This window comes from Ellagibacter sp. (assembly GCF_048412355.1).
GTDB lineage: Bacteria > Actinomycetota > Coriobacteriia > Coriobacteriales > Eggerthellaceae > Ellagibacter.
The window spans coordinates 40,035-55,557 of sequence record NZ_DBFSAP010000022.1; the positions used below are offsets into that span (position 1 = coordinate 40,035).

The 15,523-nt window shown below is 61.5% G+C and carries 13 protein-coding genes; 3 read left to right on the forward strand and 10 right to left on the reverse strand.

From position 1 onward, the window contains the following. The first annotated feature begins 29 nt into the window (after window positions 1-29). Together ACMRQN_RS03185 and ACMRQN_RS03190 are read left to right on the forward strand one after the other, a co-directional pair. Window positions 30-779: a methionine ABC transporter ATP-binding protein gene (locus ACMRQN_RS03185; RefSeq protein ID WP_418733787.1), complete on the forward strand. Its 750-nt coding sequence runs from the start codon at window positions 30-32 to the stop codon at window positions 777-779. A 3-nt stretch (window positions 780-782) separates the two neighbouring features. Next, a complete protein-coding gene (locus ACMRQN_RS03190) occupies window positions 783-1,460 on the forward strand; it encodes a methionine ABC transporter permease (protein WP_296061823.1) in 678 nt (225 codons plus the stop codon). Between the two features lie 283 nt (window positions 1,461-1,743). Here the strand turns inward: ACMRQN_RS03190 and ACMRQN_RS03195 are convergent, their stop codons facing one another. The 6 genes from ACMRQN_RS03195 to ACMRQN_RS03220 all read right to left on the reverse strand — a co-directional run bounded on the left by ACMRQN_RS03195 (window position 1,744) and on the right by ACMRQN_RS03220 (window position 8,543). After that, window positions 1,744-2,154 (reverse strand): peptide deformylase, encoded by a 411-nt coding sequence (locus tag ACMRQN_RS03195; protein ID WP_418733788.1) that lies wholly within the window; start codon window positions 2,152-2,154, stop codon window positions 1,744-1,746. Window positions 2,155-2,286: 132 nt separating this feature from the next. Beyond that, window positions 2,287-2,931, reverse strand: coding sequence for a sugar transferase (locus tag ACMRQN_RS03200; protein ID WP_418733789.1), 645 nt, complete (start codon window positions 2,929-2,931; stop codon window positions 2,287-2,289). After that, window positions 2,932-4,161 (reverse strand): DegT/DnrJ/EryC1/StrS family aminotransferase, encoded by a 1,230-nt coding sequence (locus ACMRQN_RS03205; RefSeq protein WP_418733837.1) that lies wholly within the window; start codon window positions 4,159-4,161, stop codon window positions 2,932-2,934. 141 nt (window positions 4,162-4,302) lie between these two features. Next, window positions 4,303-5,568, reverse strand: a complete 1,266-nt coding sequence (locus ACMRQN_RS03210; RefSeq protein ID WP_418733790.1) for a glycosyltransferase family 4 protein — start codon at window positions 5,566-5,568, stop codon at window positions 4,303-4,305. A 170-nt stretch (window positions 5,569-5,738) separates the two neighbouring features. After that, window positions 5,739-6,137: a 4Fe-4S dicluster domain-containing protein gene (locus ACMRQN_RS03215; protein WP_418733791.1), complete on the reverse strand. Its 399-nt coding sequence runs from the start codon at window positions 6,135-6,137 to the stop codon at window positions 5,739-5,741. Between the two features lie 9 nt (window positions 6,138-6,146). Continuing rightward, window positions 6,147-8,543, reverse strand: coding sequence for a molybdopterin-containing oxidoreductase family protein (locus tag ACMRQN_RS03220; protein WP_418733792.1), 2,397 nt, complete (start codon window positions 8,541-8,543; stop codon window positions 6,147-6,149). Window positions 8,544-8,741: 198 nt separating this feature from the next. Here ACMRQN_RS03220 and ACMRQN_RS03225 point away from each other — a divergent pair, with 198 nt between their 5' ends. Continuing rightward, window positions 8,742-9,695, forward strand: a complete 954-nt coding sequence (locus ACMRQN_RS03225) for a LysR family transcriptional regulator (RefSeq protein WP_418733793.1) — start codon at window positions 8,742-8,744, stop codon at window positions 9,693-9,695. A 518-nt stretch (window positions 9,696-10,213) separates the two neighbouring features. On the opposite strand, the gene ACMRQN_RS03230 is transcribed toward ACMRQN_RS03225, so the two are convergent. The 4 genes from ACMRQN_RS03230 to eutH all read right to left on the reverse strand — a co-directional run bounded on the left by ACMRQN_RS03230 (window position 10,214) and on the right by eutH (window position 15,518). Beyond that, entirely contained in the window at window positions 10,214-10,927 is a 714-nt protein-coding gene (locus ACMRQN_RS03230; RefSeq protein ID WP_418733794.1) for a hypothetical protein, read from the reverse strand. 1,355 nt (window positions 10,928-12,282) lie between these two features. Further along, window positions 12,283-13,242 carry a DMT family transporter gene (locus ACMRQN_RS03235; protein ID WP_418733795.1) on the reverse strand — a complete coding sequence of 320 codons (960 nt, stop codon included), beginning with the start codon at window positions 13,240-13,242 and terminating at the stop codon, window positions 12,283-12,285. Continuing rightward, on the reverse strand, window positions 13,239-14,171 hold the full coding sequence (locus ACMRQN_RS03240) for a phosphotransferase (RefSeq protein ID WP_418733796.1): 933 nt from the start codon (window positions 14,169-14,171) through the stop codon (window positions 13,239-13,241). The genes ACMRQN_RS03235 and ACMRQN_RS03240 overlap by 4 nt, the downstream gene beginning before the upstream one ends. A gap of 105 nt (window positions 14,172-14,276) precedes the next feature. Beyond that, window positions 14,277-15,518: an ethanolamine utilization protein EutH gene (eutH, locus tag ACMRQN_RS03245; RefSeq protein ID WP_418733797.1), complete on the reverse strand. Its 1,242-nt coding sequence runs from the start codon at window positions 15,516-15,518 to the stop codon at window positions 14,277-14,279. Between the last annotated feature and the right edge of the window lie 5 nt (window positions 15,519-15,523).

A 15,523-nucleotide genomic window follows, 5' to 3' on the forward strand; every position in this document is an offset into this window, starting at 1 on the left:
GGGACGCCTACAAAGGAGTTAGAAAGCGAATGATAGAGCTAGACCATCTGGAAAAGGTCTACCTCGCTCGCGAAGGCTCACATCGTGCCCTGCATGATGTGAGCCTTACCATTGGCGAGGGGGAGATCTTCGGCATCATCGGCCAGTCGGGCGCAGGCAAGTCCACGCTCGTGCGCTGCATCAACCTGCTCGAGCGTCCCACGTCGGGGCGCATTCTCATCGATGGCGTCGATGTGACGAACTATCAGGGCCGCGACCTGCGACGCCTGCGCGAGGGAATCGGCATGATCTTCCAGAATTTCAGCCTGTTCCAGCAGAGCACCGTGCTCGACAACGTGATGTTCCCGCTCACCATTCGCGGCGAGAAGAAGGATGCCGCCAAGAAGCGCGCCCTCGAGCTGCTCGAAGTGGTTGAGCTCGCCGACAAGGCGCACCGCTATCCGAGCGAGCTTTCGGGCGGCCAGCAGCAGCGCGTGGCGATTGCGCGCGCCCTCGCGAACAACCCGCGCATCATGCTCTGCGACGAGGCCACGAGCGCACTCGACACGCGCACGACGGTGTCGGTTTTGAACCTGCTCGCGAAGATCAACAAGGAACTCGGCGTGACGCTCGTGGTGATCACCCACTCCCTCGCCGTGGCGCGCCACATTTGCGACCGCGTCGCCGTGATCGACGAGGGGGTCATCGTGGAGGAAGGCCCGACGCGCCAAGTACTCGAGAACCCGCAAAGCGAGGCCGCCCGCGAGCTCGTTTCCTTCGACAGCCTGGAGGTGAAGTAGGCCATGTTCGATTTCTCCGCCTTTTTCGCCCAGTACGGCAACTTGTTTTTGCAGGGCACCATCGACACGCTCGTCATGACGTGCGTGGCCACCATCTTGGCGTACGTCATCGGTATCCCCCTTGGCATCCTTTTGGTGGTGACCAGCCCGAACGGGTTGCGCCCTAACCGCGTCGTCTCGACCATCGTCGGATGGATCGTCAACATCGGCCGTTCGGTGCCTTTCATTATCCTGCTCGTCGCGCTCATCCCGTTCACGCGTTTTATCGTAGGAACCTCGCTCGGCGTGCCGGGAGCCGTCGTGCCCCTCGTGGTGACGGCCGCGCCCTTCGCCGCGCGCATGGTCGAGCAGAGCCTTGAAGAGACCGACAGCGGGCTTGTCGAGGCAGCTCAGAGTTTCGGCGCCTCCACCTGGCAAATCGTGTGGAAGGTGTATTTGAAAGAGACGCTGCCCTCGCTCGTGCGCGGCGCGGCCATCACGTTCGTCACGCTGTTCGGGTATTCCGCCATGGCAGGCACCGTGGGCGCCGGCGGCTTGGGCGATATCGCCATCCGCTACGGCTACCAGCGCTTCCAGACCGATGTCATGATCTTCGCCGTGCTTTTGTGCGTTGTGCTCGTCATCGTGTTCCAGGCGATCGGCGATGTGACCGCGCGCAAGATCGACAAGCGCCGCAGGTAGAAGAACGGGAACGGGGCGTGCTGCGTGATGTCGTAGACCACGCGAAAATGGGGTCGCGAGAAACCCTGGAACACGCGGCAGAACCGACGCTAGCGCGCAACGCTGGCCAAACCCCGCGAACTTGACGTGCGAGACACCGCCAACCAAGCTCCAGAATGAAAAGAAGCCGCTTCCCTCGGGAGGCGGCTTCTTTGTATTTCGAGGTATGGCTGGGTTCGACTATCTTTCAGCGCGGCTTGTCAGACTTCCCCAAGTTCACCCAGTGAAACCTCGGACGACCCCCTTAGATCACGACCCCATTGCAGTGGTCGATCTCGTGTTGGACGATTTGCGCCTCGAAACCCGAAAACGATTTCTCTTGCGGTGCGAACGACGCGTCGAGATAGGCGACCTTGATGCGCTTGAAACGCGTGCAGGGGCGTGTGCCCTCAAGCGACAGGCAGCTCTCCTCGGTTTGATACTCGCCCGACGCCTCGATGATTTCCGGGTTGTACATGAGCACCGCGCCGCCCGCGCACGCTGCCACGATGATGCGCTTGCGCACGCCGATCATGTTCGCCGCAAGCCCCACGCATTCGTAAGCATGCGCCGCGAGCGTGTCAAGCAGGTCTTGCCCCACGGCAGCATCGAGCGGCGTGGCGTCGACGCTCGGCGCCGAAAGCAGCACGGGCATCTTCACGATAGAGCGAATCATCAGGAGTACCTTTCAGGATGGTTGGGAATGTAGCTTGGAGAAGCCGCGGGGGCAGCTTGGGCACTCGAGAACGGAGGCACGTCACACCTGCGACCTGACCCAGTCCCTGCGAGCGCCGACCTTGGCCGGGGGCTAGCTGGCAGCTTTCTCAGCCGGCGAGTCGTTCGCTTCCTTCACGTCCCCGTCTTCGGGCTCCACGTAGACGCCGTCCTGCTTGAAGATGACGTAGAACGTGCGGAAGAACACCTTCACATCGAGCGCGAAGGACACATGGCGCACGTAGTACACATCGAGCTTCAAGCGGTCGCGCCAGGGCAGCGAGTTGCGCCCGTAGACGGCGGCATAACCCGTGATGCCAGGTTTGACCAGCAGTTTCTCCCCATCATCGCCCTCGTAGAGCTCGGTTTCTCGCCGCAGGTCGGGGCGCGGGCCCACAACACTCATGTCGCCTTTGAGCACGTTCAAGAACTGAGGCATCTCATCGATCGAGGCCTTGCGCATGAAGGCCCCAATGCGCGTCATACGCGGGTCGTCGGCGCCGTTGTAGGTCGACCCGTCTTCCATCACCAGGTCAGGCGCGTTCACCTTCATCGAGCGCAGCTTGTACATCGTGAAGTCGCGGCCGTCCTTGCCCACGCGCGGCGCATTGTAGAAGATGGGGCCCTTGTCCTCAAGGTAGATGAGCGGTGCGCAAATCGCCACGATAATCAGCACAAACGGCAGCGCAATCAAGCCGATGACAATGTCGCAGACACGTTTTCCGAAGCGCAGGTACATCTAGCGCACGCCCTTCGCGGAAAGCCTCGCGAACACCTCGTGGCACATCGCGATCACGTAGTCCACATCGTCGTCGGAGAGCTTCGTGTGCAGGGGCAGCGTGACCTCGTTTGAGAACTGCGCGAGCGCGTTCGGGAAGTCGGCGATGTCGAAGCCGAGGTCTTTATAGGCGGTGAGCAGGGGCAACGGCTTGTAATGCACGTTGCAGGCGACGCATTGCTCCCCCATCTCGTTGATGAACGCGTTGCGGAACTCCTGCGAGGCGCCCTCGATGCGCGCAAGCATAAGATGCCCCGACGACGCGAAGTCGTGCCCGTAATGCTTGATCAGCGCAAAGGGTAGATCGGCCAGCCCGCACTCGTAGCGCTCGACGATCTCGCGACGGCGCGCGAGAAGCCCCGGGTAGCGGCGCAACTGGGCCAAACCGAGTGCCGCCTGCAGGTCGGTCATGTTGCATTTCCAGCCGCAGAACGCCACGTCGTATTCCCATGCGCCGACGCGCGTTTTCGCGAGCGCGTCTTTCGTCTGGCCGTGAAGCGACATCAGCATAAGGTCGCGATAGAGCTCCTCCGAGTCGAGCCCGGGGATATCGCGCCAGGTGAGAGCGCCGCCCTCTGCCGTGGTGAGGTTCTTCACCGCATGGAAGGAAAACGATGTGAGGTCGGCCGCCTGTCCCGAATGGAGGCCATGGCGCATCGCACCGAGCGAATGCGCGCCGTCGGCGACGATGGGCACGCGATCGAAGAGCTCCTCGCGGGGCGTGCGCGGGCGCCACTTGCCGCTCACGCTCTCAAGCGCTACCCGCAGGCGATCGTAGTCGCACATGACGCCCGCCACATCAACGGGGATGACGGCGCGAGTCTTCTCGGTGACGAGGCCCGCCACCTGGTCGTAGTCGATCTCGAAAGAGCCAGGCGCCACGTCGCAGAGCACGGGCGTCGCACCCACGTGCACAATAGGGCTCGCCGAGGCAGTGTAGGTGTAAGCGCTCGTGACGACCTCGTCACCTGGCCCGATGCCGAGCGCGCGCAGGGCGCATTCGAGCGCCGCCGTCGCGGAGTTGAAGCAGGCAAAGCGCGTCGTGTGGCTGAATTCCGCCAAATCGCGCTCGAACTGCTTGGTCTTCGGACCGGTGGTGATCCAGCCGCTTCGGAGCGCATCGGCCACCTCGTCGATTTCAGCTTGAGAAATATCGGGAGGGGAAAAAGGAATGTTGCGCTTCACGTTCACGAGCATGCCGTCCTTTCGTCGCCCCTTCGCGCACGCCGTCGCTTCGCTGCACGCGGTCATGGGCCAACCGTTTGAGCGCACGTGCGCCCAGGTTACTTCAAGCACTTAATTGTGCAACGAACCTGCCCGCTTGATGTGCGCTTAGAGCAAATTGCGTATCAATTCCACTATCGCCTGGTAAGAATGAGCCTGATCGAACTGGCGGCATGCGACATCGCGCGCCTTCGCCCCCATGATCTTGCGCGGCGAGGGGTGCGCGGCGAGCTTCACGATTGCCTGGGTGAGCTCGCTCGCGTTTCCTGGGGCGACGTTCACGCCGAAGCCGTCCGCCTCCACCTTCGCGCAAAATTCGGGGCTCTCCCCCGTGTTGATCATGGGAATGCCCGCGGCCAGGTAATCGCCGATTTTCGTGACGATGCTCTGGGCAGCGCCATGCACAAGCGAGTTGACCGTGATGTCAGACGCGGCGAGCCAGGCTGCCATGCGCTCGTAGGGGGTGTAACCGAGGAAATCGACGGGCGCGCCAATCGAGCTCGCGAGCTCGGTGAGCTTATCGCGGTCGGGGCCATCGCCCAGAATCTTCACGCGCAAGCCGCTTACCTGCGGCTCCGCGAGCTTTGCAGCTTGAACGAGGGTCGAAAGATCGTAGCTTGCGCCGAGCGTGCCCGCATAGGTCACCCAGAACTCGCCCGCCGGCTTCACAACCGTGTCCGCGTTCTCGCGCACGCCCTCGTCAAACGCGGCGAGGTTGTTCCCCACGTACACCGTCACACGCTCGTAAGGCTCCTCGCGATCGGCGGCGGGGCGCGCGGCGTACTCGTCGGAGGTTCCCACCGCGCCCGAGAGCAGCTCGTAGACGCGATGCGCGTCGCGCGCGAACGGTCGGAAGGCGATGTCGCTCACGACCGGCACGTTCACGATCATGCGCATGGCCTCGGGCCACAGATCGTTCACGTCGGCAACGAAGGGAATGCCGTGCTCGTGCGCCGTCTCCGCGCACACGCGGGCGACGTCGTTGGGCGGAATCTCGGCGTAGATGAGGTCGAACGCGCGGGCATCGGCGGCGAAGCGCTCCGCGAACATGCGGCGCAGATTCTTCGCAGCCTTACGATGGCTCATGATGCGCGCGAGGTCGAGGTTCTTCTTGTAGCCGGGCTCGGGGATGAAGACGACGCGGTACGGGAGGTCGCGATAGCACGCCTTCTCGATGTCGCGCTGGGCCTTCTCCCAATGCTGGAACGACGAGGTGAACAGCGTCACGTCGAAGCCCTCGCGCACGAGCAGCTCCGACAGGAAGCGAAAGCGCGTGTAACCGCGCGTTTCGTCGCCGAGCTTCACGCCCATGGTGACGACGGCGATGCGCTGCTTGCGGGCAGGCGCGTGGTGTGTGTTCGATAGTGTGTCCATGGTTCGAAAGTATAGCAGCACAGACGGAAACGCCCGCCCTCGAACTCGCGAAAGCGGGCGGATTCCGAAAGGAAGATGCACGGTAGTCCTGGATAGGGCTCCCCAGACGGCAATGCCTGGCCGTTCGGGGAGCCCCCAGCCTCAGGTTTTGGGCCTCGGCCTAACCCTCGCTACCCCTTCGAGGCGTACACCACGTTATCGGCGGCGTTTTCCCAGGCGGGAAGCTTGAAGATGCGGAAACCCCGCTGCCGCAATTCCTCGCATTCCCCTGCCGCGGCATCGCCGATGGAAAGCGCCCCGTTCGGGCATGCGTTCACGCAGTAGGGAAGCTCGCCCTCCGCCAGCCGCCCGCCGCAGCGCACGCAGCTCTTCGACCAGATGGGAATCCAGCTCATGTGCAGGTCAGGCCACACCCCCGCGGGCCGGTCGATGCCCTCGCCGCTGCCTTCCGTGCGCACCGTCAGCCAGAATTTCTCATCCGAAAGGCCGTTTCCCACCTTACAGGCAAGGGAGCAGGTCCAGCATCCCGTGCATCGCTGCAGGTTCACCAGAATCGTCTTCTCATCCATGTCGCTCCCCTATTCCTCGACCTTGCGCACGTCGCATGCGCAATCCCAAATCGTGTCCCAGGCACCCGCCATGCCGCCGATGCCGCCAGTGCCGAACCCAGGCTGGAAACCGCCGATCGCTCGCACGCAGCTGTCCCAATGCTTGGACACGTCGTTGAGCGTGTAGTCGCTGCCGAGCGCCGGGATGAGCTCGGAGTACATGCCGTCCTCGAACGCGTCGTGGCGCCAACCGAACCAGCACTGCACGGTTCCCGGGGGAATCTGCTGGTCGAGCTTCATCTCGATGGTCACGTGCCCGCGCTCGTTGTAGATTTCCACCTTGTCGCCGTCCTTGATGCCTTCCGCCTGCGCGTCCGCCGGGTTCATGCGGCCCGTCGGATACCCGCCCGACAGGTCGGCCATGACCGGGTCGTCGGTGAACATCGACTGCATGAAGAAGCGCTGGCGGCCGCTGAAGAAGTGATACCTCCCCTTCGCCGTCCCGTTCCCCAAGCTCATCGGCGTGGGAGCCTCAAGCGGCTCGCGATACGCCGCCATCTGCGCCCCAACAGGAAGCAGTCGCTCGCAGTAGAATTCAAGGCGCTTGGAAGGCGTGTTGAACTGCAGGCCCATGAACGGGTCCCAGTTCACCGGGGGCGTTGCCGCGCGCACAAGCTTCTCCTTCTTCAGGCGCTCGTAGGTGAGCGGCGGCTGGATGCCCGCGATCATCGGCCACTTCGACTGGATGCGCACCTCGATCCATTCCTCCGCCGTCTTGTCGAAGTACTCGCCTAAGCCCACGCGCTTCGCGAGCTCGCTGTAGAGGAACGTGGGGTCGCGCGCCTCGCCCTGCGGCTCGATTGCCGGCTCCTGCAAGACGATGTGGTTGTACGCCGCCGACGCCACCAGCTCATAGCGCTCGAACGGCATGCAGTCGGGCAGCACGTAGTCGGCATACTGGCCCGTGTCGGTCATCCAGATGTCCACGTCGACGATGAGCTCCATCTGCGGGAAGATCTCGTCGATCCACAGACCGCGGTTCGGGCAGTTGTGCACCGGATTGCCCGCGATCACCCAAAATGCTTTGATCGGGTAGGGCTCTTGGCTTTTCACCTGGTTGATGAACTCGTTTTGGCGCAGCATCTTCGCCTTGTAGCCCTCGCGGCCAAGTGGCATCGTAATGGGCGGGTCGTTGAAGATCATCGGGAAGCCGGCCGGCAGCATCTCGCTCGTGACGCCGGCGCCGGGGCGACCCAAGTTGCCCGTCAACATACCGAGCAGGTAGAACGAACGGTAGCTTTCGCCCTGGTTCTGGTAGCGGAGCCCCAGCGCGCCGAAGATGTAGGCATTCGGAGCTGCAACGTACTCATCAGTAAGGCGCCTGACCACTTCGGGGGCGACGCCCGTGACACCCTCCTGCCATTCGGGCGTGTAGGTTGACACGTGCTCGCGCAGGCACGCAAATGCCGTCTTGCACGCCACGCCGTCGACCTCATGGGCGCCGTCGAGCTCCATGTGCGCCACAGGAGATGCCTGCTCACCTGGGGTCATGGATGCCGCTGCCTGAGCATCGGCGTCCCATACCAGGTAGTTTCCTTCTGCATCGCGGAGGAATTCGCCCGTATCGTCGCGCACGAGGAACGGCGCCACCGTGTAGGACAGCAGGAAGTTCTCGTTGTAGCGCTTCTCCTGAATGATGAGGTTCGCCATGGTAAGGGAAAGCGCCGGATCGGAGCCTGGCTTCACAGGGATAAACTCGTCGGCAAAGCCCGCCGTGCCGTCGAACAGAAGCCCGATGTCGACGATCTTCGCACCGTTCGAACGCGCCTCCACCAGGTGCTTTGCGATACGCTGTTGGTTTTCGATGGGGTTGGCGCCCCATACGATGATGTAATCCGACGCATCGAAGTTCGCGGGATCGGTCGTCATGTACTTGTAGAAGTCGCCCATGTCGAAGAACGCTGCGTAGAACGGCCCGTTGTCGAGGCCGTACCCCTGAATGGGGTCGGTCGCGCCCCAAAGCCCCATGAACCGCGAGCTCAACACAGCGGCCAGCCCCTGCGAAGGCGGCACCGACGCCACCACATCCCACATGGCAAGCGACTCGGGGCCGTAATCGTCGCGCAATTGCAGAAGCTTCGCGGCGATTTCGTCGAGCGCCTGGTCCCAGCTGATTTCCTCCCACTTACCCTCGCCGCGTTCGCCCGCGCGCTTCAGCGGATGCAGCAGACGCTTCGGATTGTACGGCTGGCGGCACGACATAATGCCCTTCTGGCAGATATAGCCCTCGTTCGCCTCCGCGCCGGTGTAGCTCGGCTTTTCGGTGCGCACGATCTTGCCGTCTTTGACGATTGTCTTGATCGCACAGAATTCATGATCGCCCCACCCAGGACAACAGGTGTAGACGAACGACTCCCCTTGCGTCATGATTAGGCTCCTCTCGTTTTCTCCCTCTTGGCGACGCCCCATCCCAAATGCTCGACACAAGATGTACCCAGCTTGCGGCAGGCGGAATGGACGGCGCTCATTCACCCTGGGTTCATTATGAAAAGGAATTACAGCAACCGAAAGAAGCCTATAATTGCTTTCTAGACAACGATTAGTTGTATACGAGAGCGAGCACGCATGAACATCGAAACAATCCGCTACTTCGAAGAGGTCGCCCGGGCGGAATCCTTCTACGGCGCCGCAAAGCGACTCGCCGTGTCTCAGCAGGGGTTGAACAAGGCGATTACCTCGCTTGAGCGCGAGCTATCGACAAAGCTGCTCGAACGAAGCCGCAAAGGCGTCACGCTAACGCCAACGGGAAAGAGCTTTCTCGCGTTTGCGCAGAAGGTAACTGCAGACTACGGGGAATTCCTCGATGCGCTCTACAATCCCGACGAGGAGCATAAACGAGAAGAGGATCCCTTCAATATCCACGTCACGCATTACTCGGCGCAAATAGCCTCGGCGACGCAGGCGTACGTCGACCTACTCGCGCAGTGCTCGTATATCGAGGAGCCTTTCGAGAAAATCGTCTCGCGCACATGCCTCTCGGACGGCACCGACCTCGGGTTTGTCGACCTTCACTCCAACAGCGCGCTCGATCTCATCGCGAGCACGGAGCTTGCGTTCGACCCCGTCCTTCGCACGCAATTGGGCGTCGTCTGCCATGCGGCGTCATCGTATGCCCGAAGAGAGTCCCTTCGTCGGCGCGAGGTGGCGGGCGCACCCTGCGCGACAGACGCCTCGCGAGAAGCGGCGCAGCAGATTGAATGGCTGTTTCGCGATTATCCGCTGCAGAAGGTGAGAATGAGCGTCGCAAGCCCGCGCATGCTCATCCGCTTCGTCCATTCGCGCGGTGACGCCGTGGCTTTCCTGGACTCGTTCAGCTATCACCTTGCGCTCGAAGATGCCGCTATGCCGACCGACGGCCTTGCCTTCGTGCCCCTCTCGACCCCGGAATCGATGAGCTACGTGGGGTTTCTTTACCCCAAGCACATTCGCCAGAAACCACGCGTGCGGCACGCCGTGAGATTGCTCGATCGATATCTCGAGGAGAATCACGCCGACTACCTGGAGCAATACCCCGTGTAGGGGAAGCGTCGCCCCCCAACCCGCCCTTTTCCCCACTGCCTTTTTTCTCGAGAAGCAAGGCATGCGGCTTTCCGATTTGTGATGCGTCAAGGGCCATCAGCGAAATCGTTGCCCGCCAGAAAAAGAAGGCGCGTCCCGGCTCGTGGCTTATCAAGGACCATAGCCGGAACTGCCGACCACCCTTCCTCTCGCCTTTCTTCTCGTAAAACGAGGTGCGAGGGACAAAAAATACCGATATGTGAGTCCTCGATCCCGAAAGTAACCGCTCGCTCGCACTTCTGTCAACATTTCCCCAGGTCAATTTTTCTGAAAGGAAGCCAGTCTTCTGGCAGTCCTCACATATCGACCTTTTTTGTCCACGACGGAGCGATTCCAAGAGAGAAAGAAGGCGACCAGAAAGAAAGAAGGCGACCCGATTGGCATTAACCGACGCTTTGCGGAAACGGTCTTGTTCCATGACGGACGAAGTCCAGAGGCATCCTTTCGAAACACGCAATAGCAGCCGAGGATGAAACTGCCTATTGCGAAATTAGCGACGCTCGCCGAGGCGATCGCGAGCCGCCCACCGCGCAGTCGAGAAGCGCCCGCTGGGCCTGACGATTTACCCGCTCCATGCGCAATCGCACGCCAATTCCCTTCGCCACCTGAGATGCAAGTTGATCCAATCCAGGAATGCTTGCCACCTGGCTCTTTGTAGCCGTGATAACCGTGAAGCCAAGAGACGCGAGCGCGTTTCGCCGTCTCGCATCGTGCGCGATCTTCTGCGAACCAGTGTGAAACATGTCGCTATCGTACTCGACGCAAAGATTCGCCTCCGACCATAGCAAATCGCACCGGAATTGCCTTCCGTACGCAACCCTCCAATCCCCCTTTGGAACTTCGATCGTTGCATTAAGCTGAGGCAACGGCAATCCGTATCCGCCCTTCGCCTTCGGCATTGAAAGCAACGTAGCGAGAACTGTTTCCATCGGCGAGGCGGATCCCGAAGAAACAAACCGCAAAGCGTTTCTCGCCTTATTCGCACCAAACAGGTAGCCTTGGGAGGAAATCGAGAGCAGTGCCGAGTGGGTCACGAGCGGCGGCGACGAGAAGAATCCCTGTTCAGAGTTCGAATTCAAACGATAGCTGCCCGTCATCTCGTAGCCCAGCAGGACCAGCTCAGCGAAGTCGAGCTCAACCGCTGAGCGGACAAATGCAAACGACGGCGAACACGCATACAAGTCACGACCCAAGGAGACAAAAGCTCCGTTTGGAATAGGCGACCCAAGGACGCGACACTTAACATCTCGAATTCGACAACGCTTCGACGGTTCGCTTACGAGAAGGCGAGGCGAAGCGAGACTTGGAAACGATTTCCGAGCAGCTTTCAAGCTTGCCTCATCTGGCGAGCTTGCCGCAAACTCTCGAGCGTAACGCTTCGGCGCACCGACAGACGCCCGCGATAAGTTCATCACGCGGTAGCAATCCAGTGCCGATATGCCATCGAAGAAAATCGTCATAGGCAGAACCATAGCAGCCGCACAGCGTGATTTCCAGTACTATTTTCTTACTCATTACCTGGTGTTATATTCTGTCAGATTTCAGTTAGGAATATGGCAATGCCCGCCGAATTTCCCTCGAGGATCTGCCAGATAATTGCCAGGAAACAGTGGATGTCATGTAGAAAATACGCCGAGAAAAGAAGAGAGTACGGGGAACTGCATGGCGGACGCTACAGGGGGCATACAGGAGGCGCCTAAGGAACGGGCGCGGAACACAGGCCCGGGGTATATGGAAGGGCGGGCCGAGAAAACGGGCGCGAGGGAGTCGAAGGAGCGGGAAAGAAAGCTGGCTCGAGGGAGCCGAAATTGCGAGAGTGCGAAACGGGGCTGGGACACGGCAGAAGGTCGGGTATTGGGGCGAGCCGAAGGAGCCATATGCCAGACGGAGCCGGGACGAGCCGAGAACGCGAGGGCTCGGAGCGAGCGCTGAGGTGCGCACGAAGAAGCAGAGGCGAGAATCGTGCGCTGGGGGCAAGCCGAAAACGCGAGGATACGGAACAGGCGCTGGGACATATGAACAGGCGGGCACTAGAGCGCGGACGAAGGATCGGGCTGAAGGAGCAGAAGGAAAGCTGGGTGGGGGCTGTTTCGCCTTTTTGATAGGGCTCAAGCACGCGAACGCTACCCCTCCTCGCGAAAGACCACCCTCTCATGGACAAAAATCGTCGATATGTGAGCCGCTTTTGAGCTGACCGATCAAGAGGGTCGCAGCGTTTTCGCAAAAGGCCAGGTCACAACTTCTCACCTTCTGAACGCGTCTTCTCTTTGGAGTAGGAAGACTCACATATCGGCGATTTTTGTCCACGAAAGAGGGACATCGGAGAAGATGGAAGCGGGTCGGTTGGTGGCGGACCCGGGGCCGGGCGGGTTGGGCGGGTTGGGCAGGTTGGTTGATGGCGGACCGGAGGGTCGGGGCCAAAGAGTCGGGGGGCCGAAGGCCCCGAGCTGTGCAACCGCGCTCCCGAAGACAGCACGCGCCCCGGACCACGCAGCCTCGCGCTCCCGAAGACAGCACGCGCCCCGAGCCGCGCAACCTCGCCCGTCGCTTACGACGCGTCCTCGGGCAGAGGGGTCTTCTTGCGACCGAAAAGCTCGTCCCAGTCGCATGCTGCGAGCACCGTGCCCACCATGATGACCAGGCAGCACACGATCTGCACGACAGTCGGCACGCTCCCCAGAAGCACGAGTCCGAACACGACGGCCCAAGCGGAGTACGTGATGTTGAGCGCCATGCAGCGCGCCGCGCCGATCGTTGCGATACCCTTGTAGTAGAACAAATATGATGCCGCGCCCGCGAGGCCAGAAAGCACCACAACGGCAGTGGAAATCGACGGCAGCGCGCTCGCCGTGAACGCCCACGCGCCGAACGCCGGCAGCACCACCACGGCATACACGATGGCAGACGTCGTCTCGCGAATCTGCAGCGCCGTCTCGTTGTCGACCGCATCATCGCGCATGCCCCAAGCGCACAGCACCGCCTCGCTGCCCCAACCGACAACGCACACGACCGCGCCGACCAAGCCAAGCGCCGCATTTCCGACCGACGAATCACCCGAAGTGGCGTACCCCATCACCATGACGCCCGCGAGCGCGCAGGCGAGCGCAACGAGCTGGCGCGGCCTCATGCGCTCTTTCAACAGGACAAACGCCATGAACGTGCCGAACGCAGGGTAAAACGCGGAGATAATCGCGGTATAGCCTGCGCCGATGTTGTTGATGGCAACCAGGTAGCCCGTCATGCCCAAAGGTCCACCCAAAAGCGCGCCGAGCATGACCACCTTGCCGCTGCGGGTCTTTAGGGCCCGAAGCGTGTCGCCAAGGCGCCGGCGCACGCCCATGTAGAGGAACAGCCAGATGGCACATGCCGCATCGTGCATGAATGCGCTCGCGATCGCCGCAAAGGCGATGGCCTCTGGCGTGCCGATGAACGCCCCCATCGTGAGGGCTATTCCCAAGATGACGGTGTCCAAACCCCACAGAAAGCCGCTTGCAATACCGAACCTCATGCGATTCCCCTCTCCTCTTTTTGAGCGATTCCTTCATAACCCGAGATCACACGGTCGAAATAGCGCAGCGCATAGCTGTGATAGATTTCTTTCCACTCGCCCGCGCTCCCGCCGACGGCCTCCTTGTAGAGCGCCCACAGATACCAGCACCAACCGGCGAGCGCCACGAAGGCGAAGTTGTGGCAGCGCTCGGCAAACGTGGGAATGCGTCCGAAGTAAGCCGCAAGCGCCGCATCGGCCTCGGATTCGGAAAGCTCGCAGCACACGGTGAAGGTGCCGAAATCGTGCGCGTAATCGGACATGCCGGCATACTCCCAGTCGATAAGGTGCATGCGGTCGGATCGGTCAATGAGAATATTCAGGTTGAAGAAGTCGTTGTGCGTGATGCACACGGGCGCCCCGTCGGCGTGCGCGAAGGCGGCGACACGATCCGCCTTTGCGGCGAGCTCGTCATAGCCGGGCACCTCAATCGGCCCCAGCTCGCGCAAAAGCGCCTCATAGCGCTTTCCCTCTTCGTAGAAGTCGAACGTGCGGGCAAGGTGCGCGCCGCTTTCGTGAAGCGTGCGCGCCATGCGCATCGCGCAAGCGACCTGCTCGGCGTCGTGCGCATCGAGCTCGCGGCAGTCCACGAGAAAGCGGGAAAGCTTCCAGCCCTGCTCGACGTCTTCGTGGATGAAGGTGCCGTCGAGCCCAATCGAGCGCGCGAGCTTCAGCGCCTCGGCCTCGGCCTTGCGGTCGACCAGGTCTTCAGTCCCCACGCCCGGCTGTCGATACACGTATTCGCCCTCTGGCGTGGTGAAATGCCACGACTCGTTTGTCAGTCCCTGCTTGAGGGGCCAGATGTCGGTAATCTCGTCGCGCGAGACTTCCAACACCGATGAGATGTGCGCGTATGCGCATGCGGGCAGTGCGCCCTGTTCTTGTTCCATACCCACTTGTTCTCCCCAGACTCAGTAGGTTACTTACTTACCATCTTTCACCGACGCACGTCGGGCCCGTCCAGATCGCCCGATGCGCCCGACGCGCACCTGGCGTTACTCGGCACTCTCAACCGCTCGCTCCGCGTCGTAGAGCACGTCCTCGCCCGCTTCGCGCTCGAGCTGCTCGGCCTTCTTCACGGCAAGCAGGTTCGCGAACACGATCGCGCATATACCGGCGGCCAACTTGCCCACAAGCACCACCACGATCAGGTTCGGCTGGAAGTTCGCCGTAAACGACAAGTGATCGCCGAACAAAAATGCGCAGCACACGGCAAACGCCATGCAGATGACCTTGTCCTTCGCACGCAGGTCCTTCACCATCGAGAAGAGCGCGAGCACGTTGGCCGAACCCGCAAGCAAGCCCGCCGTCGCGTCGGAGGACAGCCCCACCGCGCCGCCGATCTTGGCGAGCGGCTTTGCCAGGTAGCGCCTGATGAGATACACCATCGGGAAGGCGCCGCAGAGCATCATGCCGATGGCGCCCGACACCTCGAGGGCGCGGAAGATGTCCTCTTCGTCGGCGATGATCGGATCGAACCCGAAACTTCCGAACAGCGTCGACCATACACCCGTGAAGTATTCAACAACCACGAGCACGAACACGATCTTGAGCGCGCTTTCCATCACACGGCCGAACACGATGAATCCCTTGATCATGGCGTCGGGCTTGAACTTGAGGCCCGCCGCAAGCGCCACGCAGACGATGATGAGCGGGATAAGGTTCATGCCGATCTGCCCCCACGAGAGCGCCAGCTGATAGGTGGCGTCGGCATTGGTGGAGATAACCTCGCGCACTATTGGGTGCGACACCGCGATGATTGCCGAAGCCACGAACACGCCGATGGGAATAGCGAGAAGGCCGCTCATCACGCCGAGCGCCAGATACTTGCGGTCGCGTTTCTCGAGCATCTTCAGCGCCACGGGAATGGAGAACACGATGGTCGCGCCCGCCATGTACCCCGTGATCATGGCCATGATCCAGCTTTCGCGCGTCTCGGCGAGCGCGTCGGCGAGCTGATAGCCGCCCATATCGACGGCGATGAACGTGGTCGCAGCCATCGCAGGGTCGGCGCCAACAGCGGAATACGCCGACCCGAAGACCGAGCTTACGAACGCGGTAAGATACGGTGCCGACGCCATAATGCCCGCGGTCGGCAAGAAGATCGGGCCGATCGAGTCGATGCCGGCAACGAACTGCTGCCCAAGCTCGCTTTCGGGCTTGATAACGCTCGCCAGGCACCCGGCGATCGCGCACGCCATGATGATGTAGACCACGATGGTCCCGATGAGTTCCATCCACT

Bases quoted from the DNA above. Each gene is read 5' to 3' on its own strand.
- ACMRQN_RS03185 (WP_418733787.1), top strand. From the start codon at position 30: ATGATAGAGCTAGACCATCTGGAAAAGGTCTACCTCGCTCGCGAAGGC.
- ACMRQN_RS03190 (WP_296061823.1), top strand. From the start codon at position 783: ATGTTCGATTTCTCCGCCTTTTTCGCCCAGTACGGCAACTTGTTTTTG.
- ACMRQN_RS03220 (WP_418733792.1), bottom strand. From the start codon at position 8,543: ATGACGCAAGGGGAGTCGTTCGTCTACACCTGTTGTCCTGGGTGGGGC.
- ACMRQN_RS03235 (WP_418733795.1), bottom strand. From the start codon at position 13,242: ATGAGGTTCGGTATTGCAAGCGGCTTTCTGTGGGGTTTGGACACCGTC.
- ACMRQN_RS03240 (WP_418733796.1), bottom strand. From the start codon at position 14,171: ATGGAACAAGAACAGGGCGCACTGCCCGCATGCGCATACGCGCACATC.
- ACMRQN_RS03215 (WP_418733791.1), bottom strand. From the start codon at position 6,137: ATGGATGAGAAGACGATTCTGGTGAACCTGCAGCGATGCACGGGATGC.
- ACMRQN_RS03195 (WP_418733788.1), bottom strand. From the start codon at position 2,154: ATGATTCGCTCTATCGTGAAGATGCCCGTGCTGCTTTCGGCGCCGAGC.
- ACMRQN_RS03200 (WP_418733789.1), bottom strand. From the start codon at position 2,931: ATGTACCTGCGCTTCGGAAAACGTGTCTGCGACATTGTCATCGGCTTG.
- ACMRQN_RS03210 (WP_418733790.1), bottom strand. From the start codon at position 5,568: ATGGACACACTATCGAACACACACCACGCGCCTGCCCGCAAGCAGCGC.
- eutH (WP_418733797.1), bottom strand. From the start codon at position 15,518: ATGGAACTCATCGGGACCATCGTGGTCTACATCATCATGGCGTGCGCG.
- ACMRQN_RS03225 (WP_418733793.1), top strand. From the start codon at position 8,742: ATGAACATCGAAACAATCCGCTACTTCGAAGAGGTCGCCCGGGCGGAA.